General features: G+C 67.8%; 30 protein-coding genes. 15 read left to right on the top strand and 15 right to left on the bottom strand.

What is annotated here, in order from left to right; genetic code table 11:
* Positions 1-36: 36 nt before the first annotated feature.
* From ABD768_RS40545 to ABD768_RS40555, 3 genes are all read left to right on the top strand, one after another.
* Entirely contained in the window at positions 37-1,983 is a 1,947-nt protein-coding gene (locus ABD768_RS40545; RefSeq protein ID WP_344849925.1) for a heparinase II/III domain-containing protein, read from the top strand.
* A gap of 84 nt (positions 1,984-2,067) precedes the next feature.
* Positions 2,068-2,481: a VOC family protein gene (locus ABD768_RS40550; RefSeq protein WP_344849927.1), complete on the top strand. Its 414-nt coding sequence runs from the start codon at positions 2,068-2,070 to the stop codon at positions 2,479-2,481.
* Between the two features lie 22 nt (positions 2,482-2,503).
* Entirely contained in the window at positions 2,504-3,367 is an 864-nt protein-coding gene (locus tag ABD768_RS40555) for an alpha/beta fold hydrolase (RefSeq protein ID WP_344849988.1), read from the top strand.
* A 93-nt stretch (positions 3,368-3,460) separates the two neighbouring features.
* Here ABD768_RS40555 and ABD768_RS40560 read toward each other — a convergent pair whose 3' ends face one another.
* From ABD768_RS40560 to ABD768_RS43210, 4 genes are read right to left on the bottom strand one after another with little or no spacing between them, the layout of a single operon-like run.
* On the bottom strand, positions 3,461-3,958 hold the full coding sequence (locus ABD768_RS40560; protein WP_344849929.1) for a hypothetical protein: 498 nt from the start codon (positions 3,956-3,958) through the stop codon (positions 3,461-3,463).
* Positions 3,959-3,975: 17 nt separating this feature from the next.
* Positions 3,976-4,353 (bottom strand): MmcQ/YjbR family DNA-binding protein, encoded by a 378-nt coding sequence (locus ABD768_RS40565; protein ID WP_344849931.1) that lies wholly within the window; start codon positions 4,351-4,353, stop codon positions 3,976-3,978.
* Entirely contained in the window at positions 4,346-5,317 is a 972-nt protein-coding gene (locus tag ABD768_RS40570) for a 2-hydroxyacid dehydrogenase (RefSeq protein WP_344849933.1), read from the bottom strand. The genes ABD768_RS40565 and ABD768_RS40570 overlap by 8 nt, the downstream gene beginning before the upstream one ends.
* Positions 5,296-5,787 carry a DUF7134 domain-containing protein gene (locus tag ABD768_RS43210; protein WP_425558476.1) on the bottom strand — a complete coding sequence of 164 codons (492 nt, stop codon included), beginning with the start codon at positions 5,785-5,787 and terminating at the stop codon, positions 5,296-5,298. Before ABD768_RS43210 ends, ABD768_RS40570 begins: the two co-directional genes overlap by 22 nt.
* Between ABD768_RS43210 and ABD768_RS40575 the strand changes: the two genes are divergently transcribed.
* Positions 5,780-6,778 (top strand): magnesium and cobalt transport protein CorA, encoded by a 999-nt coding sequence (locus ABD768_RS40575; RefSeq protein ID WP_344849938.1) that lies wholly within the window; start codon positions 5,780-5,782, stop codon positions 6,776-6,778. The genes ABD768_RS43210 and ABD768_RS40575 overlap by 8 nt on opposite strands.
* On the opposite strand, the gene ABD768_RS40580 is transcribed toward ABD768_RS40575, so the two are convergent.
* Positions 6,772-7,278 (bottom strand): hypothetical protein, encoded by a 507-nt coding sequence (locus ABD768_RS40580; protein ID WP_343975037.1) that lies wholly within the window; start codon positions 7,276-7,278, stop codon positions 6,772-6,774. The genes ABD768_RS40575 and ABD768_RS40580 overlap by 7 nt on opposite strands.
* Before the next feature lie 98 nt (positions 7,279-7,376).
* Between ABD768_RS40580 and ABD768_RS40585 the strand changes: the two genes are divergently transcribed.
* Positions 7,377-7,625, top strand: a complete 249-nt coding sequence (locus ABD768_RS40585; protein WP_344849941.1) for a hypothetical protein — start codon at positions 7,377-7,379, stop codon at positions 7,623-7,625.
* A 99-nt stretch (positions 7,626-7,724) separates the two neighbouring features.
* Positions 7,725-8,501 carry a polyprenyl diphosphate synthase gene (gene uppS, locus ABD768_RS40590; RefSeq protein WP_270135805.1) on the top strand — a complete coding sequence of 259 codons (777 nt, stop codon included), beginning with the start codon at positions 7,725-7,727 and terminating at the stop codon, positions 8,499-8,501.
* Between the two features lie 12 nt (positions 8,502-8,513).
* On the opposite strand, the gene ABD768_RS40595 is transcribed toward uppS, so the two are convergent.
* Both ABD768_RS40595 and ABD768_RS40600 read right to left on the bottom strand, forming a co-directional pair.
* On the bottom strand, positions 8,514-9,074 hold the full coding sequence (locus ABD768_RS40595; RefSeq protein WP_344849943.1) for a hypothetical protein: 561 nt from the start codon (positions 9,072-9,074) through the stop codon (positions 8,514-8,516).
* Positions 9,075-9,105: 31 nt separating this feature from the next.
* Positions 9,106-9,594 (bottom strand): Lrp/AsnC family transcriptional regulator, encoded by a 489-nt coding sequence (locus ABD768_RS40600; protein ID WP_343975049.1) that lies wholly within the window; start codon positions 9,592-9,594, stop codon positions 9,106-9,108.
* A gap of 118 nt (positions 9,595-9,712) precedes the next feature.
* Here ABD768_RS40600 and ABD768_RS40605 point away from each other — a divergent pair, with 118 nt between their 5' ends.
* From ABD768_RS40605 to ABD768_RS40615, 3 genes are read left to right on the top strand one after another with little or no spacing between them, the layout of a single operon-like run.
* Positions 9,713-10,801, top strand: coding sequence for a thiamine pyrophosphate-dependent enzyme (locus tag ABD768_RS40605; protein WP_343975052.1), 1,089 nt, complete (start codon positions 9,713-9,715; stop codon positions 10,799-10,801).
* Between the two features lie 2 nt (positions 10,802-10,803).
* The gene (locus ABD768_RS40610) at positions 10,804-11,790 is read left to right on the top strand and encodes an alpha-ketoacid dehydrogenase subunit beta (protein WP_344849946.1); all 987 of its coding nucleotides are present in this window, start codon (positions 10,804-10,806) and stop codon (positions 11,788-11,790) included.
* Positions 11,787-13,058, top strand: a complete 1,272-nt coding sequence (locus ABD768_RS40615; protein WP_343975058.1) for a dihydrolipoamide acetyltransferase family protein — start codon at positions 11,787-11,789, stop codon at positions 13,056-13,058. Before ABD768_RS40610 ends, ABD768_RS40615 begins: the two co-directional genes overlap by 4 nt.
* On the opposite strand, the gene ABD768_RS40620 is transcribed toward ABD768_RS40615, so the two are convergent.
* Entirely contained in the window at positions 13,055-13,762 is a 708-nt protein-coding gene (locus ABD768_RS40620) for a TetR/AcrR family transcriptional regulator (RefSeq protein ID WP_343975060.1), read from the bottom strand. The two genes, ABD768_RS40615 and ABD768_RS40620, sit on opposite strands and share 4 nt — an antisense overlap.
* A 107-nt stretch (positions 13,763-13,869) precedes the next feature.
* Positions 13,870-14,664 (bottom strand): S1 family peptidase, encoded by a 795-nt coding sequence (locus ABD768_RS40625; protein WP_343975063.1) that lies wholly within the window; start codon positions 14,662-14,664, stop codon positions 13,870-13,872.
* A gap of 504 nt (positions 14,665-15,168) precedes the next feature.
* Here ABD768_RS40625 and ABD768_RS40630 point away from each other — a divergent pair.
* Entirely contained in the window at positions 15,169-16,095 is a 927-nt protein-coding gene (locus ABD768_RS40630) for a glycoside hydrolase family 113 protein (protein ID WP_344849949.1), read from the top strand.
* 6 nt (positions 16,096-16,101) lie between these two features.
* Here ABD768_RS40630 and ABD768_RS40635 read toward each other — a convergent pair whose 3' ends face one another.
* Positions 16,102-16,929, bottom strand: coding sequence for an aldo/keto reductase (locus ABD768_RS40635; RefSeq protein ID WP_344849951.1), 828 nt, complete (start codon positions 16,927-16,929; stop codon positions 16,102-16,104).
* 26 nt (positions 16,930-16,955) lie between these two features.
* Complete coding sequence (locus ABD768_RS40640; RefSeq protein ID WP_344849953.1) at positions 16,956-18,140, bottom strand: MFS transporter; 1,185 nt, start codon at positions 18,138-18,140, stop codon at positions 16,956-16,958.
* A gap of 125 nt (positions 18,141-18,265) precedes the next feature.
* On the opposite strand from ABD768_RS40640, the gene ABD768_RS40645 reads away from it, so the two are divergent.
* Positions 18,266-18,724, top strand: coding sequence for a MarR family winged helix-turn-helix transcriptional regulator (locus ABD768_RS40645; protein WP_344849955.1), 459 nt, complete (start codon positions 18,266-18,268; stop codon positions 18,722-18,724).
* Here ABD768_RS40645 and ABD768_RS40650 read toward each other — a convergent pair.
* Positions 18,668-19,072: a MerR family transcriptional regulator gene (locus ABD768_RS40650; RefSeq protein WP_344849957.1), complete on the bottom strand. Its 405-nt coding sequence runs from the start codon at positions 19,070-19,072 to the stop codon at positions 18,668-18,670. The two genes, ABD768_RS40645 and ABD768_RS40650, sit on opposite strands and share 57 nt — an antisense overlap.
* Positions 19,073-19,165: 93 nt before the next feature.
* Between ABD768_RS40650 and ABD768_RS40655 the strand changes: the two genes are divergently transcribed.
* Together ABD768_RS40655 and ABD768_RS40660 are read left to right on the top strand one after the other, a co-directional pair.
* Positions 19,166-20,446, top strand: coding sequence for a DUF1800 domain-containing protein (locus ABD768_RS40655; RefSeq protein ID WP_344849959.1), 1,281 nt, complete (start codon positions 19,166-19,168; stop codon positions 20,444-20,446).
* A gap of 31 nt (positions 20,447-20,477) precedes the next feature.
* A complete protein-coding gene (locus ABD768_RS40660; protein ID WP_344849961.1) occupies positions 20,478-21,728 on the top strand; it encodes a DUF1501 domain-containing protein in 1,251 nt (416 codons plus the stop codon).
* On the opposite strand, the gene ABD768_RS40665 is transcribed toward ABD768_RS40660, so the two are convergent.
* Together ABD768_RS40665 and ABD768_RS40670 are read right to left on the bottom strand one after the other, a co-directional pair.
* Entirely contained in the window at positions 21,718-23,019 is a 1,302-nt protein-coding gene (locus ABD768_RS40665) for a HAMP domain-containing sensor histidine kinase (protein ID WP_344849963.1), read from the bottom strand. The two genes, ABD768_RS40660 and ABD768_RS40665, sit on opposite strands and share 11 nt — an antisense overlap.
* Positions 23,019-23,681 (bottom strand): response regulator transcription factor, encoded by a 663-nt coding sequence (locus tag ABD768_RS40670; protein WP_344849965.1) that lies wholly within the window; start codon positions 23,679-23,681, stop codon positions 23,019-23,021. Before ABD768_RS40670 ends, ABD768_RS40665 begins: the two co-directional genes overlap by 1 nt.
* 97 nt (positions 23,682-23,778) lie before the next feature.
* Here ABD768_RS40670 and ABD768_RS40675 point away from each other — a divergent pair, with 97 nt between their 5' ends.
* Complete coding sequence (locus ABD768_RS40675; protein WP_343975101.1) at positions 23,779-23,958, top strand: hypothetical protein; 180 nt, start codon at positions 23,779-23,781, stop codon at positions 23,956-23,958.
* Here the strand turns inward: ABD768_RS40675 and ABD768_RS40680 are convergent, their stop codons facing one another.
* Positions 23,959-24,828: a LysR family transcriptional regulator gene (locus tag ABD768_RS40680; RefSeq protein ID WP_344849967.1), complete on the bottom strand. Its 870-nt coding sequence runs from the start codon at positions 24,826-24,828 to the stop codon at positions 23,959-23,961. It abuts the gene before it with no gap.
* Between the two features lie 71 nt (positions 24,829-24,899).
* Here ABD768_RS40680 and ABD768_RS40685 point away from each other — a divergent pair, with 71 nt between their 5' ends.
* Entirely contained in the window at positions 24,900-25,955 is a 1,056-nt protein-coding gene (locus tag ABD768_RS40685; RefSeq protein ID WP_344849969.1) for an SDR family oxidoreductase, read from the top strand.
* The last annotated feature ends 184 nt before the right edge of the window (positions 25,956-26,139 follow it).

Below are 26,139 nucleotides of genomic sequence, written 5' to 3' on the forward strand. Positions count from 1 at the left end.
CCAGGTAGGGGAGATTTCGGTGGGGTGGGAGACATCATGGTGAGTCGGCGGTCTGTGAGTGTGGTGGTGGGGTTCGCACTTGCGCTGGGGGCGCTTGTGCCTGGTCCGGAGATGGTGATTGCCAAGCCGGTGAAGCCCGGGATCGCGGTGCTGCCCGACTTGCCCGAGGTGGAGGTGGCGCAGTTCGAGCCGGGCGGGAGCAACGTCGTACCGCCTGTCATGCCGCCGGCGGCCGACGTAAAGAGTTTGGCAGGCATGGCGGCCGCGACTGGTACCTACACCTGCACGGGCTTCGGCACGGTCGACGACAAGACCACTGTGGCGCTGCTCAAGGCGGACAAGTTCGCGTGGGGTCCGTACCCGGCGTACAAGGTCGGCAATGGCAGGGGGAACATCAATTGGCGGCTCAATCCCTACAAGAACCGCAGCTGGTACATGTGGTTCCACTCGCTGCGCTGGCTCGGGCAAGGGATCGTCGCAGCCGGCAAGGGGGACACCACCGCGATGGCTCGGGTCGTCGCGATCAGCAAGGACTGGGTCGCCGACAATCCGTACTCCTGGAAGGCGGACGCCGGCGCCAACGAGTCGACGATGCACCGAACCAACGTGCTGATCTGCCTGCGCCAAGCCATCATGGCGGGGCTGGGCGTCACGACGTTACCGGCGGCGTACAAGTGGATCGACGTCGCGCTGGTCAACCACGCCAGGTTCCTGACCGCCAACTGGAGTGGGGCGTGGAACCACGGTACGGACGAGAGCATCGCGCTGTTCGGCGTCGGCTGCACCCTGAATCGCAACGACTACAAGGCGACCGCGCAGAACCGGCTCGCGGCCGGAATCACCACCGCGATCGACTCGCAGGGTTCGTCCAACGAGCAGTCGACGGCTTATGCCCAGTTCAACTACTACCTCTGGGGCCGTGCCGTCACCGCGCTCAAAGCCTGCGGAGCCGATCCCGGTACGACGATCACCGCGCGGCGAAAGTTGATGGCCGGCTGGCTCGCGCTCGCTACCAACTCCCTCGGCAAACTGCACCAGCTCGGCGACTCGGAAGTGGTCGCCACCGGCGCGGACCCGGGTACGCCGCTGGCTTATGCGGGGAGCCTCGGCCGTGAGGGCACTCCGCCGGGCCGGCGGATCGGTGCCTTCAGGGCGGGCTACGTATTCGGTCGCACCGGGTGGGGCGAGACGCGTCCGTTCACCCAGGAGTCGACGTACAGCATCCGGTACGGGCCGGCGCGGGCCATGCACGGTCACGGCGACCACACGGCCATCACCTACACGTCGCATGGCCGGGACATCTTGATCGACGGCGGTCACTCCGGCTACCAGAGAGACGTCTGGCGTGCTTGGGTGGTCAGTCCGTTCGCGGCCAGTGCCATGACGACTCCGTCGGCCGCGGATACTCGCCCGGTCACCAAGTTGACCCGGTCGGTTATCAACCCGACTTCCGAGTTCTACGAGTTCGCCGATGTGCCGGGAGCGGGGATCAGCAGGCATCGCGGGGTGCTGGTGCTCAAGAATCCGGATCTGATCGTCGCTCTGGACTGGGCGAGCAGCACGAAGGCGCAGCAGTTCCAGACGCTGTGGCATCTGCCGTCCGACCAGAAGGCGACGGTCTACTCACGGACGACGGCGATCGCGATGAAGCCTGGTGACGCGACCCGGACCATCGTGGTCCAGGTGCCTTACCGGCAGCCGCTGCCGCGCGGGGCGATCCTGGTCAAGCAGGGCCAGACCAAACCGATCCAGGGCTGGCACTACCCGAACATCTTCACCCGGAAATCCGCGCCGACGCTGATGTTCGCGCGTGCGGGGACGCGGGCCTCGATCCTGTCCGTCATCGCCCCGGTGCGGGCCACCGGATCCGTGCAGTACAAGGGCCGCTGGTCAGGTACGACGTACGTCGTCGATCTGGTCGTCGGGGGTGTCAAGGCGTCCTTCGGCGTTACTCCGGCGGGATCGCTCTACCGCGTTCGGTGAGCGCCGGGGTCGAGAGGTCGAAAAGTGTCCTGGGGTGGGTCTAGTGTGCGATTCGTCAGGGGAACAAGGGGACAGGAGCAACTGATGGCATCTCGACTCAACCCGTATGTGAGCTACAACGGGAACGCGCGGCAGGCCTTCGAGTTCTACCAAGGGGTGTTCGGGGGCGAGTTGGCGATCAACACGTTCGGGGAGTTCGGCGCGTCCGAGGCCGCGGACGCCGACAAGATCATGCACGCGATGCTGGAGACCCCGCAGGGGTACACGCTGATGGGGTCGGACACGCCGAGCTACCTGGAGTTCAAGGCCGGCAACACGATGTCGGTCAGCCTGAGCGGCGACGACAGTGCGGAGCTGCACGGGTTCTTCGAGAAGCTCTCCGAAGGCGGCACGGTGACGACGCCGCTGGAGAAGCAGATGTGGGGCGACGAGTTCGGCATGGTCACCGATCAGTTCGGGGTCGACTGGATGGTCAACATCTCCCAACCGCAGGGCTGAGCTGACGACGGAGCTGCTGCGTCTGCCGGACGGACGGCAGGCGCAGTACTGGAGCGGCGGCGACCCGGGTGGGCCGGTCGTCTTCTTCCTGCACGGGTGCCCGGATACCAGGCACGCGGCGTACTGCGGGGACGTGGCGGCCCGGCGTACCGGGGTGCGGTTGGTTGCGGTCAACCGGCCGGGGTACGGGTTGTCGACCGAGGCTGCGTCGAGCCACTTGTCGGTGGCGGATGACATCGCGGCGGTCGCCGATCTGCTGGGCGTCGGGCGGTACGGCGTACTGGGGATGTCCATCGGTGGGCCGTATGCGTTGGCGTGCGCGGCGACGCATCCCGAGCGGGTGACTGCGGTGGGGGTGGTAGCGAGTCCGGCTGAGGTGCCGGCGCTTGATCCGCCGTACCACCGTGATGATCTCGGGGAGGAGCAGAAGGGGTTGTTCCGGGCCCTGGCGCGGACGAAGCCCAGGGATGCGGTGGAGCTGATCCGGCCGGAGTTCGAGGAGTACGTGGCGAAGCTCGCGCCCGGGGATCCGGACGATGAGGCCTTGGCTGAGCGGTTCTGCGCTGGGTTGGGGGCGCTCGATGCCGAGGTGGTCGGGCGGCAGACGGCAGCCGAGATCGCCGCGGCCACTCGTGAGGCGCTGGTGAACACTGCCGGCTATCTGCGTGATGCCGCGATCTCCTTCAGACGTTGGGAGTTCCGCCCTGAGGTGATCAGTTGTCCGGCGACGCTCTGGTACGGCGAACTCGACGCCAACGCGTCCGTCCGCAACGGCGAGTGGCTGGCCGAGCGGATTTCGGGCGCCGAACTGATCGTTCGTCCCGGGGAGGGGCATCTCGGTAGTCTGCACAACCACTGGGACGAAGTGCTCGGCAGACTGGGGTGACCGCGAACGAGGTGCTCTTCGACGCGGTCCGGCACGGCGCGGGCATCTTCGTCGCCCAGTCCCTCAATCTGGGACCTGCCGACCGAATGGTTCTCAGGGCAGGTGTGCCAGCACCTCGTCGTGCGGCCAGATCTCGACGATGACCCTGCTCAGCCGCGGATCGGGCGACGAGGTGCAGTACGGCGTCTCGTCCGCGTTGACGACGGTCGCGACGACGGGCGCGCCGAGCAGGTCCCAGGGCGCGATCCGGTTGGCGAGGACTCCCTCGAGCCGCAGGTCGGCGTAACCGGGATTGTCACCCCACCACACGGCGAACGCCTCCTGAAGCTGCGCCGGGCGGACACCGATCCAGACGCCGTAGGTCAGCGTGTGGCCACCCTCCAACAGGATGGGCAGCAAGGCACGGATGAACGCGCCGTACCCGTCGGCTTGAAGCATCACCGACTCGGTCGGCGTCGCGTGGCTCATCCACAGCCCGGGCAGCTGCTCCCAGTCGGGCACCTCGAAGAGCGGCGTCGGCAACTGGAACCGGACGTGCCGATCGTGTACGTCGGTAGGTCGGCCGCAAGTCAGGCAGGTGTCGGTGTCCACCGGGTGAGTATGCGGGTCTAGGCCTCGAACGCCTTGACCAGGGCTCGTGGTGCTTGGATGCGCCAGGCTTCAGTGAGGAGTTCGGCCAGCTCTTCGGGGTTGATGGCGGAGAGGCGGACCAGGATGGCGGGGAAGCCGTTGTAATGGGGCTCGGTGAAGAACTTGGTGGGGTCGGCGGCCAGGAGGGCTTGTTTCTCGGCCTCGCCGTTGACCCGGATCGCGAGCACGTCGGGCTCGGGGATGCGTGGGGTCTTCGGGGCCTCGCGGCGCATCCAGATCCAGGCGAGCCCCTTGTCCTTGCCCTTGTTGGGCACGCTGAAGGCGAAGGTGTCGTCGCTCTCGTGGACCTCTGGGAGTGCCAGCGCGATCCGGCGAACGTCGTCCTGGTCAGCCATTCAACTTTCGTACCAGGTCGGCGGATTCCTGCACAGGGGTCAGCGGTACGCCGTTGTCGAACCAGCTGCGCAGGTTGTCGACCACTAGCTGGCCCATGGCGTTGCGGGTGGGGATGGTGGCGGAGCCTACGTGGGGGAGTAGGACTGCGTTGGGGAGGTCGAGCAAGGCCGGGTGGACTTGGGGTTCGTGTTCGAAGACGTCCAGGCCGGCGCTGAGGATGGTGTTGGTGGCCAGGGCTTCGGCGAGGGCCGCTTCGTCGACGACGGTGCCTCGGGCGATGTTGATGAGGATGCCGTCGGGGCCCAGGGCTTTGAGGACTTCGGCGTTGACCAGGTGGCGGGTTTCTTCGCCACCCGGGATGACGATCATCAGGATGTCCACGGCTGTGGCCAGCTCGAGGAGCGTGGTGTAGTAGGTGTAGGCGACGTTCTTGGGGTGGCGGTTGTGGTAGGCGATGTCGATGCCGAACGCCTGGGCGCGGTGGGCGATCGCCTCGCCGATCCGGCCGAGGCCGAGGATGCCCATCGTGCGGCCGTTCAACGTTGCCTTGGTCAACGGGTAGGCGCCGTCGGGCCAGGAGCCGGCGCGTAGGTAGCGTTCGGCGCGGGAGAGTTCGCGAGCCGTCATCAGCAGCAGGCCGAGGGCGGTGTCGGCGACCTCGTCGTCCAGTACGCCGGGAGTGTTGGTGACGACCACCCCGCGCTCCGCGGCCGCTACCGCGTCGATCTTGTCGTAGCCGACGCCGAAGCTGGCGACGATCCGCAACGCGGGCAAGCGGTCCAGGAACGCACCGTCGATCGCAGTACCACCGGTCGCGACGGCGGTGATGTCCTTGGCCCGCTCGGCCAGTACCGCGTCCGGGTCGTCGGCCTCCCACAGGCGGATCACGTCGAAGTGCTCGGCGGTCCCGGTCAGTACCGTCTCGTTCATCGGGCCGGGCATCAGCACTGTGGGACGTGACATCGGAACTCCCGCGGGGTCGAGGACTTGCGGCCAACCCTATTTCGCCACCTCCGCCGTGAGACGGAGGGCCCATCCCCCGGACGGCAGAGAAGAGCCGCCGGAAGGTCGTTCTGCGGCGCGATGCGTGCGTCCGCCCAGGTTCCTAGGTTCTCGGGTATGCCAGCGCAAACCACCAGGGCACGCCGCCGTCCGGCCAACGGCACCACCAGGAACACCGTCAGCACGAAGGAGCTCCACTCACTCCCAGCGATCACCTCGAAGAGCAAGCAACCGCCCAGCAACAATCCCGCCGAGGCCGCGGCGACAGCTAATTCATGCGAGCGCACCCAGGATTCCACCCGCTCGCCAAGCACGTCCATCACTGTAGATCCCCTCCGTCCGAGCTCTGAGCCAAAGGCAGCCGGGGGTACCGCGGGCGTAGTACCGGCGAGCACCATCGGAGGAGACAGTGAGGAGCTGAGCATGATCATCGACTGCGCTTACTACCGGGACGGCCGTCGGCAGCACGTCGGGGCGATGTCGGTGGAGGATGCCGCGTCGCACTGCCGGCTGGGTGGGTTCGTCTGGCTCGGGCTGTTCGATCCGACCGCGGAGGAGCTGGCGCAGGTCAGCAAGAACTTCGGGCTGCACGAGCTGGCCGTCGAGGACGCCCAGACGTTCCATCTGCGGCCGAAGGTCGAGCCGTACGAGGGGGACATCCGGCTCGTCATCCTGCGCACCGCCCGGTACGACGACGAGCGCGAGGAAGTCGACTTCGGTGAAGTCAGCGTGTTCGTCGGCCCGTCGTTCGTGATCACCGTCCGGCAGGGCGTCGCCAGCGAGCTGCACGGTGCCCGGACCCGGCTCGAGCAACGCCCCGAGCTGCTGGAGAACGGGACGAACTCGGTGCTCTGGGCAATCCTCGACCAGGTCGTCGACACGTATGGACCGGTGGTCGCCGAGCTCGAGCGCGACATCGAGGAGGTCGAGCGGACTGTCTTCGCCGGTACGGTCGCGCCAACCGAGCGGATCTACTTCCTCCGGCGTGAGGTGACCGACTTCTACCGTGCGGTACACCCGCTGCTCGCAGTACTGGCGACGCTCGAACGCGGGGCGCGGAGTACCGGGTTGTTGCCGTACTTCCGCGACGTCCACGACCACCTGGTGCTGGTCAACGAGGAGGTCGCCGCGCAACGCGACCTGCTCGCGACCGTGCTGGAGGCGAACATGGCGGTGATCTCGGTGGAGCAGACGAAGGTGAGCGTCCAGCAGAACGCGACCATCGAGCAGCTCACCATCCTCGCCACCGTCTTCCTGCCGCTGACCTTCGTGACTGGCTTCTTCGGCCAGAACTTCGGCTGGCTGGTCGACCACGTCGGCGCCTTCTGGGACTTCGCCGTCCTCGGCCTCGGCGGCCTCCTCGTTCCCTGCGTCATCCTCTTCATCTGGATCCGCCGCCAACGCGCCCTCCGAGATCAGTAGTGCTTGCAGATCCCGGTCTTGAACTCCTCGACGGAGCCAGTCGCGTAGGTGTCGGCCTCGTCGAAGTTGGAGTACCGGATCTGGCCGGGCCGCAGCCTGGCGATCTCGTCCAGGGTGACCGGCAGGTGCAAAGCCATCCACCTGTTGTCCTCGGTCCAGCCGTAGATCACGTACTTCACCTGCGCGGCCAACGGCTTGAGCGACCCCTCCAGCTTCCAGCCGTTACCACCGTCGGCCAGGCTGAACTGCGAGAACCCGGTGACCCGCGGCTCGACTGTCCACCTGCCGTTGTGGTCGTCGTCACCGGGGTTCTCGACGTCCTCGTACAGCGTGGCGCCGTCGAGGTAGCCCTTGCACATCTGGACCACGATCACCGGCTTCCCGGCCGCGTCCACGGTGAGGCCCAACGCCCCGCCGTCCTCGACGGTGCATCCGGTCAGCCCGAGCGACAGCATCACGCAGGCCGCGGCCACCGCCCCGAATCGTCTCCTCCGCCCCATCCGGTCAGGCTATGGGTCCGAAGTGGCATCGGTTGCGTCTACTCGGTAACGGTTCGAACCAGGAGGGCGATCTAGCGGGTATGGGATTCGATGAGCCGATGATGCGGGACCCACTGTTCTGGGTGGGGCTTGTGGTGGGGTTGGTCGGCAGCGTGATCGGTGTCGTCGTGCGGGACGAGAGCTTCGGCAACTCCGTCTGGGCGGTGTTCTGCGCGACGATCAGCTTCACCTGGCTCGGTGCGGGTGGCATCGGTGTGCTGATTCGCGGCTACTTCCGGCGGCGCCGCGACCGGTCGGCGGATCTCCGGCTGATCCTGAGCGACGTACCGGTCAAAGAAGCCGAGTAGAACGCCTTGCGTTGCTGGGTTTGTTGAGTATGCAAAGGGAGTTTCAAGGACTGGGCGACGGGCTGTGCGTTACGGACCGAGACGAGTAAGTTACTCCGCATGCCCGCCACCAGTCCGCTGTATGCCTTGTACGTCCGCCGCCTCCGTTCCCAGCTCGCCGGCCGGGAGTTGCCGGCCCACATCGGTGTGGTGACGGATGGGAATCGTCGCTGGGCACGCGGCAAAGGGCACAGCAATCCGAGCGTCGGCCATCGGCGCGGTGCGGAGCACATCGAGAACCTGCTCGGCTGGTGCGAGACCGCCGGCGTACCGCACGTCACCGTCTTCCTCTGCTCCACCGAGAACCTCGCCAAGCGCGACGACGCCGAGGTCGCCTACCTGATGGAGGTCGTCGAGGAGATCGTCGCCGGCCGCCTGGCGCAACCCGGCGGCCGCTGGCAGGTCCACATCGCCGGCCTCCTCGACCTGCTGCCCGACAGCACGGCACACGCGCTGAAGAACGCCGTCGACGCGACGAAGGACGTCGCTACCGGCAACCACATCACCCTCGCGATCGGGTACGGCGGCCGCCAGGAAGTGGTGGAGGCGGTCCGCTCGCTGCTCGAGTCCGAAGCGGATTCCGGCAACGATCTCAACGGCCTGGCCGAGACGCTCAACGCCGACGACATCACCAAGCACCTCTACAACGTCGGCCAGCCCGACCCCGACCTGATCATCCGTACCAGCGGCGAGCAGCGGATGTCGAACTTCCTGCTCTGGCAGAGCGCCTACTCCGAGCTCTACTTCTGCGAGGCGTACTGGCCGGCCTTCCGCGAGGTCGACTTCCTCCGCGCCCTCCGCTCCTACGCCGACCGCCACCGCCGCCGCGGCGCGTAGTACCGGCCGGCGCTACGAGCAGTCGTCCGGGGTGAAGTCTCCGAGCGGGGTCACGATGTACCAGTCCTGACCGTCTGCCGAGAACGTGCGCCCGATCGGCGAGCCACCGGCGCTGGGGCTATTGGTCAGTGGGCGGTAGCGGACCACTCCAGGCTTCAGACCTTTGAGGTCGGCCACCGTGAAGCGCGCTTCCAGGGCCGCCCAGTCGTGGTCGTCGCCCCAGATCTTGATGGCGTACCGACCGGCCGCCTGCAAAGCCGGCGCCGGACCGGATGGCTTCCACCCGTCGCCACCCGCCAGCGGGATCGTGACGACGGCCTTCTGCGGATCCGGGTTGGTGTATTCGACCACCGGAGTGCTTCCGACTGTCGGGTTCGACGGCGCGACGGACAAGTCGTAGAACTCGATCTCGTCGATGACCCCTTGGCAGTCCTGCAGCACCATCACCGGCTGGCCGGCGTCGTCCACCGACAGCCCCATCACCGCCGCTGACCGCCGCGGCCCGCAGCCCGTCGAACCGCCCAGCAGGCAACAGCCGATGATCCCGATCCCGATCAGCTTCCCCCAGTTCATGCGGCAGCGTACGTCGTGGCGAGGGGCAGCGCTAAAGGGTGCCGAGGTCTTCGAAGATCAGGGCTGTGCGGGTGCCCAGGACTTCGGGGATGGCCTGGAGTTTTTCCAGTACGACCCGGCGGAGGCCTTCGTTGTCGGCGGCTCGGACGAGGAGGATGGCGTCGAAGTCGCCGCCGACCAGGGCCATGTGCTTGACCTCGGGGATCGCCTGGAGCTGTTCGCGCAGCGCCCGCCAGGAGGACTGGCGGAGACTGAGGGTGACGTACGCCGAAGTGGCCAGCCCCAGCTTGAGCGGGTCGACGGTCGCGGTGAACCCGGTGATCACGCCGGTCGTCGTGAGGCGTTCGACCCGGGCGTACGCGTTGGCGCGGGAGATGTGCACCTGGTCGGCCAGGGCCCGGATCGAGAGCCGGCCGTCACGGCTCAGGGCCGCCACGATCTGCCGGTCGATCTCGTCCAGCGCCGGGGCGACGACCATCTGTCCAGGTTCGGCCGGGCGGACCGTCACGTCATCGGACATTCTGCTCCTCCATATGGGGCCACGGGACCGAACGTCTGAGGATTCTCCCAGCTATGGATCCGAATGGCCAGAAGTATGACGATGAACCATCCGTACGTCTCCCTGCGCAGGAGGGTTCATGACTACCGTCGAGGAGCGTTTGCTCCCCTCCGATCACCCCGTTCAGCTCGTCGACGAGCACGGCAAGCGGCACGACAACCCGCAGTACGGGATGCCGCCTGCCGAAGCCCTGGTCGACGGTTACGCACAGTTGGTCGTGGGCCGCAGGATCAACGACCAGGCCAGCGCGCTCGTCCGCCAGGGCCGGCTCGCGGTCTATCCGTCGTCGCACGGCCAGGAAGCCTGCCAGATCGCCGCCACCATGGTGCTCGGCGAGCAGGACTGGCTGTTCCCGACGTACCGCGACACCGTCTCCATCGTCAGCCGCGGCGTCGACCCGATCGAGACGCTGACACTGCTGCGCGGCGACTGGCACTCCGGCTACGACCCGTACGACCGCAAGGTGGCGCCGCAGTCGACGCCGCTCGCGACGCAGCTGATCCACGCCGTCGGGGTCGCGCATGCCGCACGGCTCAAGGGCGAGGACACCGTCGTGATGGCGCTCTGCGGTGACGGCGCGACCAGCGAGGGCGACTTCCACGAGGCGCTGAACTTCGCGGCCGTGTTCAAGGCGCCGGTGGTGTTCTTCATCCAGAACAACGAGTACGCGATCTCCGTTCCGCTCGCGCGGCAGACAGTCGCGCCATCCCTTGCGCACAAGGGGATCGGGTACGGCGTACCGGGCGAGCGGGCCGACGGCAACGACCTTGCCGGGCTGCTGTCCGTGCTGGGGTCCGCTGTCGCGAAGGCGCGGGCCGGTGAAGGGCCGCAGCTCGTCGAGGCGCACACCTATCGGGTGCAGGCGCATACGAATGCCGATGACGCGACCCGGTACCGCAACGAGGCCGAGGTTCAGCCTTGGCTGGAGCGGGATCCGTTGAAGCGGCTGGATGCGTATCTGTCGAGCGAGGGACTGCTGGACGACGCCAAGCGGGCCGAGGCGGCCGCGGCTGCCGACAAGGTCGCGGAGGAGCTGCGGGTCGGGTTGATGCAGGAGGTGTCGCCGGATCCGGCGGAGTTGTTCGCTCATCTGTATGCGACGCCGACGCCCCAGCTCGTCGAACAGGCCGCTTTCCTGCAGGACGAGTTGTCGCGAGAGGAGGCCTGATCATGGCGCACGAGAAGCTCTCCATGGCGCAGGCGCTGAACCAGGCGCTGCGCGACGCGATGCGGGCCGACGAGACCGTGCTGATGTTCGGCGAGGACGTCGGTGCGCTGGGTGGCGTCTTCCGGATCACCGACGGGCTGACCGCGGAGTTCGGTGAGGACCGTTGCTTCGATACTCCGCTGGCTGAGTCGGGGATCGTCGGGATGGCGGTCGGGCTGGCGATGAACGGGATGCGGCCGGTCGTCGAGATGCAGTTCGACGCGTTCGGCTACCCGGCGTTCGAGCAGGTGGTCAGCCATGTCGCGAAGATGCGCAACCGCACGCGCGGCAAGGTCTCGCTGCCGATCGTGATCCGGATGCCGTACGCCGGTGGCATCGGCGGCGTCGAGCACCACTGCGACTCGTCGGAGTCGTACTACGCGCACACGCCGGGTCTGACCGTCGTCGCGCCATCCACCGTTGCGGACGCGTACACGTTGTTGCGCCGGGCAATTGAGTTCCCCGACCCGGTGATCTTCATGGAGCCCAAGAAGCTGTACTGGGCCAAGGAAGAGGTCGACCTCGGGGTCTCGGAGCCGGGGATCGGGACGGCTGTGGTGCGGCGCGAGGGGACGGACGCGACGCTGATCGCGTACGGGCCGTCGGTGCCGATCGCGCTGGAGGCGGCCGCGGCTGCTGCTGCGGAAGGGCGGTCGCTGCAGGTTGTCGATGTACGGTCTTTGGTGCCGTTCGACGACGAGACGGTCTGTGCGGCTGTTCGGAGTACGGGCCGGGCTGTGGTTGTCGCCGAGGCGAGTGGGTTTGCGAGTGTGTCGTCGGAGATCGTTGCTCGGGTGACCGAGAGGTGCTTCCACTCGCTGGCGGCGCCGATCCGGCGGGTGACCGGGTTCGACATCCCGTACCCGCCGCCGAAGCTGGAGCGGCACCAGCTGCCCGGCGTCGACCGGATCCTCGACGCGGTGGATTCGCTGCAGTGGGAGGACTCATGAGCTCCGCCCAGACCTTCCTCCTCCCCGACCTGGGCGAAGGCCTGACCGAAGGCGAGATCGTCCGCTGGCTGGTCGAGGTCGGTGACGTCGTCGCCGTCGACGCGCCCGTCGCCGAAGTCGAGACCGCCAAGTCGATCGTCGAGGTCCCCACCCCGTACGCCGGCGTCGTCGCCGAACTCCACGGCACCGCCGGCGACACCATCGACGTCGGCAAACCCCTGATCACCATCGGCGTCCTCGCCCCCGCCGCCGAAACCTACCGCGAGGAGGAGAAGGCCGGCTCCGGCAACGTCCTGATCGGCTACGGCACCCCGGAATCAGCAACCTCCGGCCGCCGCCGTAAAGCCCGCGGTACTGCGACCGTGGCAGTCAGGCCAACGACAACCAGCGAGGTTCCTTTGGTGATTTCGCCGTTGGTACGAAAGATGGCGAAGGACGCTGAGGTTGATCTGCGCCAGGTAGCCGGGTCGGGTGCGGGTGGGTTGATCGTGCGGCGAGATGTCGAGGCTGCTATTTCCGCGAAGGCCGAGAAGCCTGTGGTGGTTGCGGAAACGGCTGACTCGCGGACTGGTTTGGCCGAGCTTCGGCGTACTCCGGTGAGTGGGTTCCGGAAGGCTGTTTCGGCGACTCTCAGTCGTAGCCGGCGGGAGATTCCGGAGGCGACTACCTGGGTTGACGTGGATGCGACGGAGTTGCTCGCGCTCAGGGAGTCGTTGCGGACGGCAACGGATGCTGGGCCTGGGTTGCTGGCGTTGATGGCTCGGTTTGTTGTCGCGGGGTTGAAGAAGTACCCGGAGTTGAACGGGTTCGTTGATACTGAGCGGGAAGAGCTCGTGCAGTTTGACGGGGTCAACTTGGGGCTGGCTGCGCAGACCGAGCGTGGGCTGGTGGTGCCGGCTGTGGTTGATGCGCATTTGTTGACGGCTCGTGGGCTGGATGCGGAGATCCGCCGGTTGACCGCCTCGGCGCGGGACGGGAAGTTGACGCAGCGGGAGCTGACCGCGGGGTCGTTCACGTTGAACAACTACGGCAGCTTCGGGGTCGACGGTAGTGCGGCGATCATCAACCACCCGCAGGTGGCGATTCTGGGGGTCGGCCGGATCATCGACCGGCCGTGGGTGGTCGACGGGCAGCTCGCAGTACGGAAGCTGACCCAGCTCTCGCTCGTTTTCGACCACCGGGTCTGCGACGGCGGTACCGCGGCCGGCTTCCTCCGCTTCGTTGCCGACGCGTTCGAGTCGCCGGCCTCGATCCTCGCCGACCTCTAGATCAGTTGCCGGGGTCGCAGCCCGATCAGAATGGCGCGAAGGCCGGTCTGGAAGCGTGCTTCCGGGCCGGCTGAATCGTCGCGGTTGAGGTACGCGGCCAGCGTGCCGGCGCCGATTCCGAGCTGGTCGCCGGCGGCTGAGGCCCAGTCGGCTTCTGTGAGACGGCTCCTGCGGACGGTCGCGCTCCAGGCCGCGTCGGTGACGGCGGCTCCGACGACGTAGTGGAAGACAGCAGAAACGGCCGCGTCCAGATAGACGCCCTTGAAGCCTGCCGAGCGCAGGATCGACAGCAATCGATCGGCGTACGCCTGGTAGTTCGGCCCGAGACCCGCATGGCTCGCCATCAGCTGCGACGCCCACGGATGTTCGGCCAGTACGTCGTACGCCGCCCCCGCAAGCACCGTCAACCGGTCGCGCCAGTCGCCCTCGTCGGCCGGTACCAGGGCATCGGCGAGCACGGTGTCGACCGTCAGCTCGAGCAGATCGTCCTTGTTCGCCACTCGCCAATAGAGCGCCGACGTCGCCGCAGTACCGAGTGAGGCGGCGAGCCGGCGCATCGACAGCTTCTCCAGCCCGTCCCGGTCGAGCATCTCGATCGTCGCCCGGACGATGTCGTCGCGGCTCAGCGGCGCCCGCGTCTCGTCCGGCTCGGGCCGCAGCCAGACCGAGCCGAGCACAGTCTTCTCATCCGCCTCGCGTGCCATCCCCCGATCCTAACTGAAACGTCGTCCCAGGATACAAACCGCCGTTTTAGCACGAGGCAAAAGCGAATGGCCGGTCCCCGTGGGGCCGGCCATTCGCGAGGGTGGAGCTAGTTGTTGATCTGGGTGGTCAGGGCCGAGGCGTACGACGCGACCTCGGCGTAGACGCCGGGGTTGCCTGCGTCGGCGCAGCCGAGACCCCAGGAGACGACGCCGAAGAGCCGGCCGTTCAGGACCAGCGGGCCGCCGGAGTCACCCTGGCAGGAGTCCTTGCCGCCGGCCTTGTACCCGGCGCAGATCTCGCCGTTCGACACGTAGCCCTCGCCGGCGTAGACGTCGTTGCAGTACGCGTCGCCGAGCACCGGGACGAGCACCTTCTGCAGGCGGTTCGCCGGGCCGGTGCCCTCGGTCTCGCCGTACCCGTAGGTGACGGACTGGGCGCCGACGGCATCGGCCGCGCGGCTGGTCTCCAGCGGGAGGGTGGCGACGCCGGTGAACGGGGTGGTGAGGGTCAGGACGGCGACGTCGTGGCCGTTGACCTGGCCGTACTGCGGGTCCTTCCAGATCTTGGAGATCTTCGAGGTGCGGCCGCCGGTGCCCGTGTTGAGGTTGTCGCGGCCCTGGATCGCGGTGTAGGTGCTCCGCGGCTGGGTGACGCAGTGCGCCGCGGTGACGATCTTGTTCGCCTTGACCAGGGTGGCGCCGCAGTACTGGCCGACCGGGGACGACGAGTTGCTGTTGTTCAGCGCGATCATCCACGGGACGTTGGCGGTGGTCTCGGTGCTGCCGCCGACGATGTTGGTCACCGGTGGCGTCCGGGCCTCGGCGGTACCGATCGCGCCGGCCGACGCGAGGGCGACGACGGCTACGGCGAGCACTGCACGGAACTTGAGCTTTCCGGTCATGCCTCACACTCCAGAGTTGTCTCGGGCCGCTGAATGGGCGGATGCGGCCGGATACAGAGAACAATCAAGCGTTCACTGTGGGTAGCGCAAGGAATTCCCTGGGCACATCGGTGACGGCGCAGTCCAGTGCCACGACTTAAGTCACTGCACGAGCAACCGAGGACCGATGAATCCCGCGTGATGACGCTGAAAACTCAACCCATGAAGGAAAACCTGCATCTCACCAGAGCACAGTTCTTAGTCCGAGCGGCCGCACTTGGCTTGCTGGTCACCGCAACCGCGCCCGCCGCCGCTAGCGCGGCGCCGGGCGCGGGAGGTGGCGCGGAGGCCGCGCCAAGCGGTGGTGGAGGAGGCCTGGGCGGTGGCGCTCCGGGCTCTGCCGCCGGCCGGGGATCTGCTCGGTCCGCGGCCGGTGGGCGGGGGCTGGCGTTCAAGGGGGTTGCGTACGACGTCGGGACCGGGTTTCTGGGGGACGACAGTCGGGTGCGGTGGAGCCGGGGGCTGATGCGGGGGGAGGTGCGGGCGATCAAGGAGCGGTTGAATGCCAATTGGGTGAGCGTCTATGGGAGCGATGTTCAACGGTTGGGGGAGACCGCGGAGGAGGCGCTCAGGGCTGGGTTGAAGGTTTCCGTACAGCCTCGGGCGTTTGATCAGCCTCAGGAAGAGGCGTTGGAGCAGTTGCGGGAGACGGCTCGGGTGGTGGAGCGGCTGCGGGGGAAGTACCGGCAGGAGGTGATCTTGGTGGTCGGGTGTGAGTTCATGTTGTTCACGCCGGGGATCGTGCCGGGGGCGGACTTCTTCGAGCGGGTCGAGTACCTGACAAAGGGGGAGTTCGACATGGCCGAGCTGCAGCGGAAGCTCGGGGTGTACGTGGCCAAGGCGGTGAAGGTTGCCAGGAGCAACTTCAAGGGGCGGATCACGTACGGCGCCGCGTCGGATCTGGAGGAGATCGACTGGAGCCTGTTCGACATCGTCGGGCTGGACTACTACTCCTATCACGCGGACCGCACCGGGCACACGAAGGAGCTCGCGCCGTTCAAACGCTGGCAGAAGCCGATCATGATCCTCGAGTTCGGCTGCTGCACCTTCACCGGCGCCCCGCAGCTGGGCGGGATGGGCTGGGACATCGTCGACTTCACCGTCGACCCGGTCCAGATCAAGCCCGGCTACTACCGCGACGAGCAGGAGCAGGCCGACCATCTGCGGCACATGCTCGAGGTGTTCACCGAGGAGGGCTTCCTCGGCGCCGCGATGTACACGTTCATCTCACCCGACGCGCCACACCGGAAAGAACGCAAGTACGACGAGGACATCGCCGCGTTCAGTCTCTGCAAGGTGATCCGGCAGACCTCCTCGGACCCAGCGTCGAAGTACCGCTGGGAACCGAAGAAGTCCTTCCATGCCGTCAGTGACTTCTACGCGACCTGCTGACCAGCCTCAGACGACGTTGAAAGTGTCCGGGTCCGGCCCGGTCCGCTCGCCGCGGTCGAGCCCGGCCAGCGAGTCCAGGTCCGCATCCGTCAGGGCGAAGTCGAAGACCGCGAAGTTCTCCCGGACCCGCGCCGGGGTGACCGACTTCGGGATCACGATGTTGCCGAGCTGCAGGTGCCAGCGCAGTACGACCTGGGCGGCGGTCCGGTCGTACTTCGCGGCCAGCGCCGTCACGATCGGCTCGGTCAGCAGCGAGCCGCCCTTGGCCAGCGGGCTCCACGCCTCGGTAGCGATCCCGTGCTCGTTGTCATAGGCCCGTACTTCGGCCTGCTGCAGGTAGGGGTGCAACTCGACCTGGTTGACGGCCGGCACAACCGACGAGCTCGACGCGAGCTGCTCGAGGTGCGCCGGCTGGAAGTTGGAGACACCGATCGCGCGGACGACTCCATCGGCGGCCAGCTTCTCCAGCGCGCGCCAGCTGTCGGCGTACTTGCCGAGCTCGGGGGCCGGCCAGTGGATCAGGTACAGGTCCAGGTAGTCGAGCCCGAGGAGCTTGCGGCTGCGCTCGAAGGCGCTGAGCGTCTGCTCGTAGCCCTGGTCGGCGTTCCACAGCTTGGTGGTGATGAAGAGCTCCTCGCGGGCGATGCCGGAGACGGCGAGCGCCTTCCCGACGGCCGCCTCGTTCCGGTAGGCCGTCGCGGTGTCGATGCTGCGGTAGCCGGCCTCCAGCGCGGTGGTGACGGCGGCCGTGGTCTCGTCGTCCGGCACCTGGAAGACGCCGAATCCGAGCTGCGGCATCTCGACGCCGTTGTTGAGCTTCACGGTGGGGATCATCAGATATCTACCTTCAGAAGTGGTGTTCAGACAGTGGTGAGAGCAGGTTCCGCAGTGGTTGCGGTACGCCGCCGCCGGTCCAGCAGGCCGGAGGTGAGGGCGACCGTGAGGCCGGCGGCAGCCAGCGCGGCGCCTACCCAGTTGGGTGCCGTGTAGCCGAGGCCGTGCTCGATGGTGAGGCCGCCGAGGTAGGCGCCGACAGCGTTTCCGAGGTTGAAGGCCGCGATGTTCGCGGCAGAGGCGAGCGCCGGTGCGCCGGCCGCCTTGTCCATCACCCGCTTCTGCAACGGCGCCACGGTCGCGAAGCCGGCCGCGCCGAACAGCGCGATCGTCACCGCTGCCGGTACCCGTCCATGAGCCGTGAAAACAAAGGCCACCAGTACTACGGCCAGCACCGCAAGGATCGCGTACAGGCTCGGCATCAACGACCGGTCGGCCAGCTTGCCGCCGAGCAGGTTGCCGACCACGAGCCCGCCGCCGAACAGGACGAGCAGCCAGGTGACCGCGCCGGACGAGAAGCCGGCCACCTCGGTCATCATCGGCGCGATGTAGGTGAAGGACGCGAACACCCCGGCGAACCCGAGCGCCGTCATCGCCAGCGCGAGCCACACCTGCAGACTGCGGAACACGGCCAGCTCGCTCCGCAGTCCCGGCCCCTCGCTGACGCCTTGCCGAGGTACCAGGAAGACGATGCCGAGCAGCCCGATCACGCCGAGCACGGTGACGGCCCAGAACGTCGACCGCCAGCCGAACGCCTGCCCGAGCGCAGTCCCACCCGGTACGCCGAACACGTTGGCGACCGTCAATCCGGTGAACATCAACGCGATCGCGCTCGCCTGCTTGGCCTTCGGCACCAGCGACGCGGCGACCACCGAACCGACGCCGAAGAACGCTCCGTGCGACAGCGCCGCGACGATCCGCCCGGTCATCAGCACGCCGTACGTCGGCGCGAGCGCGGAGATCAGGTTACCGGCGATGAAGACGCCCATCAGCGCGACCAGCACGGTCTTGCGGGAGATCTTGGATCCGATCGCGGTCAGCAGCGGGGCGCCGACGACGACGCCGAGGGCATAGCCGGAGATCAGCAGGCCGGCCGACGGGATGCTGACGCCGAAGTCGGTGGCGACCTCCGGCAGCAGACCCATGATGACGAACTCGGTGGTGCCGATCCCGAAGGCACCGATGGCCAGCGCCAGTAACGCGGCAGGCATGGCTCTCTTCTCCTCGAATGTAGTCTTATGACTGTTACCGGCGTCCGCGATAGTTGCAGACGCGGGCTATTGCATGAGCCCTATACTGCATCATGCAACGGTCTGGTTCAAGTGGAGGAGGAGTTGTGGGGTATTCAGACGACGCGGCCGAGGCGCGCGCCCAGGGCTGGCGGACGCTGGCGGCCCTCCATGCCCGGATCGAGGACGAGCTGGAGCGCGCGCTGCAGAAGCAGCACGGGCTGTCCGTCAGCGAGTACTCCGTACTCGACGCCCTCGCCCGGCAGGACGAGCACCACCTGCGGATGAACCAGCTGTCGAACGCGGTCGTGCTCAGCCAGTCGGCGACCACTCGCCTGGTGAACCGCCTCGAGGACCGCCACCTGCTCGAGCGCTACCTCTGCCCGACCGACCGCCGAGGCATCTACACCGAGGTCACCGAGGCCGGCCGCGCCCTCCTGGCCGAGGCCGAGCCGACGCACGACGAAGTGCTGACCGCCGCCCTGCAGAAGGCCGCCGAGTTCCCGGAGCTAGCCCCGCTGGTCGACGCCCTCGCCCAACTCGCCCTGCCGGCCGCGAAGGTCTAGCACCGCCTCGAGGTACTCCGCCTCGGCATCCCGGTTGCGTGCCAGGCAGTCGATCCGCGCCGTCATCCGGTCGCGCTCGCGCTCCAGCGTCGCGATCATCTCCGGCGTCGCGTCCTCGACCAGGATCGCGCTAGGCCCGTCGAGACAAGGCAGGATCTGCTTGATGATCCGCGTCGGCAACCCGGCATCGAGTAGCCCCCGCACCTGCTGCACGCGATCGACGGTGCCGTCGGTGTAGTTGCGGTAGCCGTTGCCGGTCCGTTGAGACGAGATGAGCCCCTGCTCCTCGTAGTACCGGAGCAGACGCCGCGGAGTACCGGTGCGCTCCGAAAGCTCCCCGATCCGCATCGTCCGAGGATAACTCCGGTGCTGCTGTGGGTTGGCTGAAGAAGTCGGCTCGATCCTGGTCAGGCGGCGGTCGGGCTGGCCAGGATCGGGGGTATGGGTGAGATTTCGGAGCGGGCTGCTGTGCGGCGGTTGCATGATCGGTTCGGGTTCGGTCCTCGGCCGGGGGCGCTGGGTGTCGGGTTCGAGACGACGGTGGCGCGGTTGTTCGGTACCGCGGCCGAGGGTGGGGTGGCACCGCCTGCTTTGCCGGCGCTCGGGGTGGCGGCCAAGGGGGACAAAGAGGCCAAGAAGGCCGCCAACAAGTCTCGGGCCCGGCAGGAACTCGAGGTTTCGAGTTGGTGGCTGGAGCGGATGGTTGCCGGGGAGCGGGCTACTGAGCGGATGGCCTGGTTCTGGCATGGGCACTTTGCGACCAGTAATCAGAAGGTTCGGAGTGCGCAGTTGATGTTGGCGCAGAACCAGGTGTTCCGGGCGCAGGGGCGCGGGAGCTTTACCGCGCTGGCGCGGGCGATGATCGTGGATGCGGCGCTGATCAAGTGGCTTGATGGGAATGACAATCGCAAAGGGTCGCCCAACGAGAATCTGGCGCGGGAGTTCTTGGAGCTCTTCACGCTGGGGATCGGGCACTACGCCGAGGTCGACGTGTTCGAGGGCGCGCGGGCGCTGACGGGATGGACGGTACGCCGTACTTCGGTGAAGCCGGTCTTCCGGGCCAAGCGGCATGACGGGGATCCGAAGACGATCTTCGGCAAGACGGGTGACTTCGATGCGGCGGGCTTTGCCGACTTGGCGCTGGCGAAGCCGGAGTCGGCCGCGTTTGTGGTGGGGCGGATCTGGTTCCGGCTCGTTTCGGCGACGCCGCCTCCGGCCGCGACGGTCGAGCGGTTGGTTGCGGCGTACGGGAGTGGGCGCGATATCCAGGCGGTGCTGACGGCGATCGCGGCGGATCCGGCCTTCAGGGACAGTGCTTCGGCGATGGTGAAGCAGCCGGTGGAGTGGGCCGTGGGGCTGATGCGTGCGCTTGGGATCCGGCCGTCGGCGCTTGATGACAAGACGAGGTTGAAGGTGCTTGCTGGGTTGAAGGGGATGGGGCAGGTTCCGTTCCGGCCGCCGAGTGTCGGCGGGTGGCCGTCCGGGGCGAGTTGGCTGACGACGTCGGCCGGGGTGGCGCGGTTGCAGCTTGCTCAACTGCTGGCGAAGCAAGCGGATCTCGGGCAGTTGGAGAAGTCGAGCGCGCGTGTGGACGGCGTACGGGTTCTGCTTGGTGTCGATGCATGGACGGATCGGACGCGGAATGCCCTTGCAGGGTTGACGGATCCCGCGCAGTTGATCGCCGTGGCGGCCTGCGCGCCCGAATACGTAGTGAGCGGTTAGTCCACCTCGAACTCGGAGCACTAGGAGAATCATGGACAACCTGACCCGACGCCGGTTCCTGACGATGAGCGGAGTCACCGCGGCCGGAGCGCTCGCCGTGGGGGCGACCCAGGTGAGCTGGTCCGATCTGATGAGCGCGGCGGTGCAGAATCCCTTGCACAGTGAGGATTCCGTCCTCGTCGTCGTCACTCTCTACGGCGGCAACGACGGGCTCAACACCGTCGTGCCGGCCGACGATCCGGAGTACCAGAAGGCCCGGCCGGACCTCGCGTACGAGCCGGACGAAGTGCTCGACCTGGGCGATGGGCTCGGGCTCAACCCAGGGCTCAAGGGCCTGAAGGGGCTGTGGGACGACAAGGCGCTCGCGATCGTGCGCGGGGTCGGTTATCCACAGCCGGACCGGAGTCATTTCCGGTCGATGGCGATCTGGCAGACCGCGTCGCCGAAGACGCCGGTACCGACCGGCTGGCTGGGGCGCTGGCTCGACGTGGCCGGCGCCGATCCGCTGCACGCGGTGTCGGTGGAGCCGACGCTGCCGCCGTTGCTGGCAGGGGCGACGACGGCGGCAGCGTCACTACCCGTCCGGGGCCTGAAACTACCCACCGGCAAGCTCGGTACTGCGTACGCTGCGCTGGCCAAGGCAAGCCCCAACGACGATCACTGGCAAGCCGCCGCGGCAAAGTCGCTGGCCGACCTCCAGAACGCGGTACGCGTACTCGGTGGTGCCGTCCACGACCAGGCCGACCCCGACGACGACGAGGACGAAGCTCGCACCAAGGGAGCCTCGGCCGGTGGCGGCTCCCAACTGGGCGCCCAACTCGACCTCGTCGCCGGACTCGTCGAGGCAGGCGTACCGACCCGGGCGTACTCGGTCTCGCTCGGCGGATTCGACACGCACGCGGACGAACGCGGCACCCAGGAACGGTTGCTCGGCGAACTCGATGGAGCGCTGACGCCGTTCGTGCAACGGATGCGGAAGACCGATCGCGGCAAGCAGGTCGTCGTGCTCGTCTACTCCGAATTCGGCCGGCGGGTGCATGCGAACGGCAGTGACGGCACCGATCACGGGACGGCCGGGCCGCTGTTCATGCTGGGCGACAAGGTCAACGGTGGGTTCTACGGGGCGCAGCCGAGCCTGACGGACTTGTCGAACGGCGACCTGGTGGCGACGACGGACTTCCGCGACGTCTACGGGACGGTGCTGCGGGACGTACTGGGTGCTGATGGCGAGAAGATACTGGACGGGCACAGCGCGAACGTCGATGGCCTGCTCAAGGTGTGAGGGTCAGCAGGAACGCCGCGCCGGGTTTGCCGTCCGGGCGATCGATGGCGATCAGGTCGCCGCCGTGGGCGCGGGCGAAACCTCGGGCGATCGGGAGGCCCAGGCCGGAGCCGCGACTGCGTTCGCCATGGACGAGCCGCTGGAAGATGCGCTCGCGATCCTCCGGCCGGACGCCAGGACCGTTGTCCTGGACGATCAGCCTCACGCCGCCCAGGTGGTTGCTGAGGGCAACTTGGCTGTCGCCGGTGGCGTTGCTGAGGACGACCTCGATGAGGCCGTGGTCGCCGGTGGCGTTGCGGGCGTTGTCGAGCAGGTTGGCGAGGATCTGGGTGAGGCGATCGGGGTCCGCCTGGATTTCCAGCTCTGGTCCGGTGACCTGGATGGTGTGGCCGGGGGCCATCAGGCGGACCCGGTCGGCTTGGGTCTGGGCGAGGTGTTTGAGCAGGACGGGTTGGCGGCGTAGTACCAGGCCGGCGTCGATCCGGGCGAGCTCCAGCAGATCGGCGACGAGGGTGCTGGCGCGGCGGGATTCGCGGACCAGGAGGAGTTCGAGTTCCTCGCGGCGTTCGGTCGGGGCGTCGGGGCCGAGTTGGAGCAGGGTCTCGGCGGCGGTTTGCAGGCCGGTGACCGGCGTACGGAGCTCGTGGGCGGCGTCGGCGACGAACTGGCGCATGTACTGCTCCTTGCCTTCGAGCGAGTCGAGCATCTCGTCGAAGGCGGCTGCGGTCCGGCCGAGTTCGGTGTCGCGGCGGGTTGGTTGCAGTCGGCCACCACGGCGGCCGGCGGCGATCGAGCGCGCGAGGGAGGTCATCGCGTCGAGGGGTGCGAGGGCGACGCGCATGCCGAGGATCAGGGCGACGGCGGTGATGAGGAGGGCGGCGGCGCCGGCGATGAAGAGGACGCGTCGCAGGGTTCGGCTTGCGCCTTCGAGCAGTGAGGTGTCGGCGGAGAGGATGAGGGTGGCGCCGCGAGTGCGCTGGCCGGCGGTCAGGGTGGTCTTGACCTGACGGGTGCCCTTGTCGACGTCGAGCGGCGGGGCGCCGATCACTTGGCCGTTGCGGAGGGTGAGGGTGACCCGGATACCGTCGGCGTCGATCCGGCGTACGAGGTTGTTGGGGGCAACGTTCTGCCTGGCGAGTTGCTGGGCGAGCTGGGCACGGCCGTTGAGCAGGGTGTTGAGGTTGCGCTCGGCCTGGGCGTCGAAGATCGCCTTCACGGCGAGGCCGGTGATGGGGAGGACGATCAGCAGGACCAGTAGTGCGGTGATCGTCACGCGCCTGCGGAGTGACATCACGAAGGGGCTCGCAGGATGTAGCCGGCGCCGCGGATGGTGTGGAGCAGGGGAGGCGTGCCGAGTTTGCGGCGCAGGGCGCTGACGTGGACCTCGACGAGGTTGGCGGCGTAGTCGTCGTACCCCCAGACGGCGGCGAGGATCTGCGCCTTGCCGACCACCTTGTCCCGGCGCCCGGCGAGGAAGCTCAGCAGCTTCAGCTCGGTCGCCGTGAGGTCGAGCTGCTTGCCATTGCGGGTCACCGAGCTGGCCTCGACGTCGATGGCCAGGTCGCCGATCTCCAGTACTGTCCGCAGCCGGCCCATCCGGCGTAACACCGCCTCGACGCGGGCGATCAGCTCGGCGAGTACGAACGGTTTGACCACGTAGTCGTCGGCGCCGGTCCGCAGGCCGTGCAACCTGTCCTCGACGGCGTCCCGCGCGGTGAGCAGGACGATCCCGGCATTCGAGACCTCGCGAACGACCTCAAGCAGGGCGAACCCGTCCCGGCCGGGCAGCATCACGTCGAGCAGGACGAGATCGGGGCGGAAGGCGGCGAGGTCGCGTTCGAGCGTCTCGCCGTCGGCGCGGGTCAGTACCTCGCAGCCGGCCTCCTCCAGGGCGATCCCGACGGCGGTCCGGATCGCCTCCGCGTCCTCGACCACGAGGACTCTCGCCACCATCCGCCCATCGTGCCATCGCCGGGCGCTTCGCCCGTACTACGCACGCGCGGCCTTCAGCGCACCTTCAGGTTCGGCAACTTGGTGGGAGACTGGGATCGTGGCGAAGCGGGACAAGCACAAGGTCTACTTCTGGCTGATGGGAACCTGCATCGGCCTGATCGTGCTCGCCTGGTTCGTCGTCCGGCTGTTCTCGATCCCGGCCGCCATCGGCATGAGCGCCGTCGCCGCCGTCATCCCACCGATCGCCGCCATCGTCGGCAACCGCCCCCAGCAGTAGCTAGGCCCAGGTCTCCTTCAGTACGTCGATGAACGCGGCCGCGAGTGGATCCGGGCTGCCGCGCGTGTAGGCGGTGAGCGTCCGGCGGGTGGGCGGCTCGGTCCGTAGTACCTGACCGTCGAACCCGGGCGGCAGGATGTTGGACGGCACCAACGCCGGCCCCAACCCAGCAGCCGCCAGCGCCGGAGCGGCCGCGGTCTGCTCGGTGTGGACAGCCGCCTTGGGCTCGAAACCGGCCTTCGCGCAGACCTGATTCAGTACGTCGGCCAGCCCGTGACCCGGCGTGTAGTGGACCCAACTGCGATCGGCCAGGTCCTTCAACCGGATCGACTTGCGGCCGGCGACCGGATCGTCCTTGGCGACGACCACGACCAGCTCCTCCTTGCCGAGGACGTGGGTGCTGCCCGCCCAGTCCTTCGGCGTCGGGCCGACCGCGAGATCAGCCTGGCCGGCACTCATCGCCTCGATCAGCTCGTCGGTATGCCGGTGCTCGAAGAGCCGGATGCCGACGTCGGGGTGGGACCGCCGCCAGGCCTTGAGCGCGATCGGGAGGATGCCGAGGCTGATCGAGTAGAGGGTCGCGATCTGCAGCTCGCCGACCTCCGCACCGGCCGCCTGGCGTGCGGCGCAGGTGGCCCGCTCCGCGTCGGCGAGGGCGGCTCTGGCGTGCGGAAGCATCGCGCGGCCGGTCGGGGTCAGCCGGATCGCCCGCGGGAGGCGCTCGAGGAGCGGGCTGCCGGTGGAGCGCTCGAGCGCGCGGATCTGGTGGGAGAGCGCGGGCTGGGTGACGTGCAGCAGGTCGGCGGCCTTGGTGAAGGAGCCCAGGTCGACGACGGCCACCAGATATTCGAGCTGCCGGAGCGTCGCCATGAACAGAGCTTATGGGATCGGTGATAACTATGCGTTGGACTTATCCACAGGGTTAGCCACAGGCTGGGGATATGGAGCAGACGAAGGTCGCGCTGGTGGTCGGTGCGCGCGGAGTGATCGGTACGAACCTGGTCGAGCACCTGGAGTCGCTGCCGGACTGGCGGGTGATCGGGCTGTCCCGGCGAGGTGGCGTCTCGTCCGACCGGGTGAGGCAGGTCGCGGTCGACCTGCTGGACCCCGATGACACCGGCTCGAAGCTGTCCGGGCTGACTGAGGTGACGCATGTCTTCTACGTCGCCTACCAGGACCGCCCGACCTGGGCCGAGCTCGTTCCGCCGAACCTCGCGATGCTGGTGAACGTCGTCGACGCGATCGAGCCGGTCGCCCGTGGATTGCGTCACGTGAGTCTGATGCAGGGGTACAAGGTGTACGGCGCTCATCTCGGGCCGTTCAAGACTCCCGCGCGTGAGGACGACCCGCCGCATCTGCCGCCGGAGTTCAACGTCGACCAGCAGCAGTTCCTGGAGTCGCGGGCAGCCGGGGCCGGCTGGGAGTGGTCGGCGCTGCGGCCGTCCGTGGTCGGCGGGGCGGCGCTGGGCAATCCGATGAACCTGGCGGTCGCGATCGCTGTCTATGCGTCGATCTCGAAGGCGTCGGGGGTGCCGTTGCGCTTCCCCGGCAAGCCTGGTGCGTACAACAGTCTGCTGGAGATGACCGACGCGGGGTTGTTGGCCAAGGCAACCGTCTGGGCGGCGACCTCGCCCGCGGCGGCGAATCAGGCGTTCAACATCACGAACGGCGATCTGTTCCGGTGGAACGAGCTGTGGCCGAAGCTGGCCGGCTGGTTCGATCTGGAGGTGGCGCCGCCGTTGCACATGTCGCTGTCGACGGTGATGGCGGACAAGGAGCCGCTCTGGAAGGAGCTCCAGGCTGGGCACGGGCTGGCGGGGACGCCGTACGCCGATGTCTCGTCGTGGCCGTTCGCGGACTTCGTGTTCGGGTGGGACTACGACTTCTTCGCTGATGGCTCGAAGGCACGGCGGGCCGGATTCCACGAGTACGTCGACACCGAGGCGATGTTCTTCGGCATCTTCGAAACCCTCCGCAACACCCGCATCATCCCGTGACCCAATCCCGCCCCGCCCCCGCCTAACCCGCCCCCGCCTAACCCACCCCCGCCTCTGCCTCACCCCGCTCCCGCCCTGGCCGCCGCGCCCCGCCTCGTGCCATTTCGGGGGTTAACCCCTCAGTTGGTGGGTTGCCCCCCGGGGAGCAGGGGTGGCAACCCTCCAACTGAGGGGGTGACCCCCG

The sequence above is a fragment of the Kribbella ginsengisoli genome (assembly GCF_039537185.1).
GTDB lineage: Bacteria > Actinomycetota > Actinomycetes > Propionibacteriales > Kribbellaceae > Kribbella > Kribbella koreensis.

Excerpts from the sequence above, each read along its gene's own strand:
- ABD768_RS40605 (WP_343975052.1), top strand. The coding sequence starts at position 9,713 with ATGACTACCGTCGAGGAGCGTTTGCTCCCCTCCGATCACCCCGTTCAG.
- ABD768_RS40660 (WP_344849961.1), top strand. The coding sequence starts at position 20,478 with ATGGACAACCTGACCCGACGCCGGTTCCTGACGATGAGCGGAGTCACC.
- ABD768_RS43210 (WP_425558476.1), bottom strand. The coding sequence starts at position 5,787 with ATGATCATGCTCAGCTCCTCACTGTCTCCTCCGATGGTGCTCGCCGGT.
- ABD768_RS40595 (WP_344849943.1), bottom strand. The coding sequence starts at position 9,074 with ATGAACTGGGGGAAGCTGATCGGGATCGGGATCATCGGCTGTTGCCTG.
- uppS (WP_270135805.1), top strand. The coding sequence starts at position 7,725 with ATGCCCGCCACCAGTCCGCTGTATGCCTTGTACGTCCGCCGCCTCCGT.
- ABD768_RS40665 (WP_344849963.1), bottom strand. The coding sequence starts at position 23,019 with ATGTCACTCCGCAGGCGCGTGACGATCACCGCACTACTGGTCCTGCTG.
- ABD768_RS40655 (WP_344849959.1), top strand. The coding sequence starts at position 19,166 with ATGGGTGAGATTTCGGAGCGGGCTGCTGTGCGGCGGTTGCATGATCGG.
- ABD768_RS40615 (WP_343975058.1), top strand. The coding sequence starts at position 11,787 with ATGAGCTCCGCCCAGACCTTCCTCCTCCCCGACCTGGGCGAAGGCCTG.
- ABD768_RS40640 (WP_344849953.1), bottom strand. The coding sequence starts at position 18,140 with ATGCCTGCCGCGTTACTGGCGCTGGCCATCGGTGCCTTCGGGATCGGC.
- ABD768_RS40670 (WP_344849965.1), bottom strand. The coding sequence starts at position 23,681 with ATGGTGGCGAGAGTCCTCGTGGTCGAGGACGCGGAGGCGATCCGGACC.
- ABD768_RS40570 (WP_344849933.1), bottom strand. The coding sequence starts at position 5,317 with ATGTCACGTCCCACAGTGCTGATGCCCGGCCCGATGAACGAGACGGTA.
- ABD768_RS40550 (WP_344849927.1), top strand. The coding sequence starts at position 2,068 with ATGGCATCTCGACTCAACCCGTATGTGAGCTACAACGGGAACGCGCGG.
- ABD768_RS40680 (WP_344849967.1), bottom strand. The coding sequence starts at position 24,828 with ATGGCGACGCTCCGGCAGCTCGAATATCTGGTGGCCGTCGTCGACCTG.
- ABD768_RS40685 (WP_344849969.1), top strand. The coding sequence starts at position 24,900 with ATGGAGCAGACGAAGGTCGCGCTGGTGGTCGGTGCGCGCGGAGTGATC.
- ABD768_RS40650 (WP_344849957.1), bottom strand. The coding sequence starts at position 19,072 with ATGCGGATCGGGGAGCTTTCGGAGCGCACCGGTACTCCGCGGCGTCTG.
- ABD768_RS40545 (WP_344849925.1), top strand. The coding sequence starts at position 37 with ATGGTGAGTCGGCGGTCTGTGAGTGTGGTGGTGGGGTTCGCACTTGCG.
- ABD768_RS40635 (WP_344849951.1), bottom strand. The coding sequence starts at position 16,929 with ATGATCCCCACCGTGAAGCTCAACAACGGCGTCGAGATGCCGCAGCTC.
- ABD768_RS40610 (WP_344849946.1), top strand. The coding sequence starts at position 10,804 with ATGGCGCACGAGAAGCTCTCCATGGCGCAGGCGCTGAACCAGGCGCTG.
- ABD768_RS40600 (WP_343975049.1), bottom strand. The coding sequence starts at position 9,594 with ATGTCCGATGACGTGACGGTCCGCCCGGCCGAACCTGGACAGATGGTC.
- ABD768_RS40620 (WP_343975060.1), bottom strand. The coding sequence starts at position 13,762 with ATGGCACGCGAGGCGGATGAGAAGACTGTGCTCGGCTCGGTCTGGCTG.
- ABD768_RS40630 (WP_344849949.1), top strand. The coding sequence starts at position 15,169 with ATGCGGGGGGAGGTGCGGGCGATCAAGGAGCGGTTGAATGCCAATTGG.
- ABD768_RS40625 (WP_343975063.1), bottom strand. The coding sequence starts at position 14,664 with ATGACCGGAAAGCTCAAGTTCCGTGCAGTGCTCGCCGTAGCCGTCGTC.
- ABD768_RS40575 (WP_344849938.1), top strand. The coding sequence starts at position 5,780 with ATGATCATCGACTGCGCTTACTACCGGGACGGCCGTCGGCAGCACGTC.
- ABD768_RS40580 (WP_343975037.1), bottom strand. The coding sequence starts at position 7,278 with ATGGGGCGGAGGAGACGATTCGGGGCGGTGGCCGCGGCCTGCGTGATG.
- ABD768_RS40585 (WP_344849941.1), top strand. The coding sequence starts at position 7,377 with ATGATGCGGGACCCACTGTTCTGGGTGGGGCTTGTGGTGGGGTTGGTC.
- ABD768_RS40565 (WP_344849931.1), bottom strand. The coding sequence starts at position 4,353 with ATGGCTGACCAGGACGACGTTCGCCGGATCGCGCTGGCACTCCCAGAG.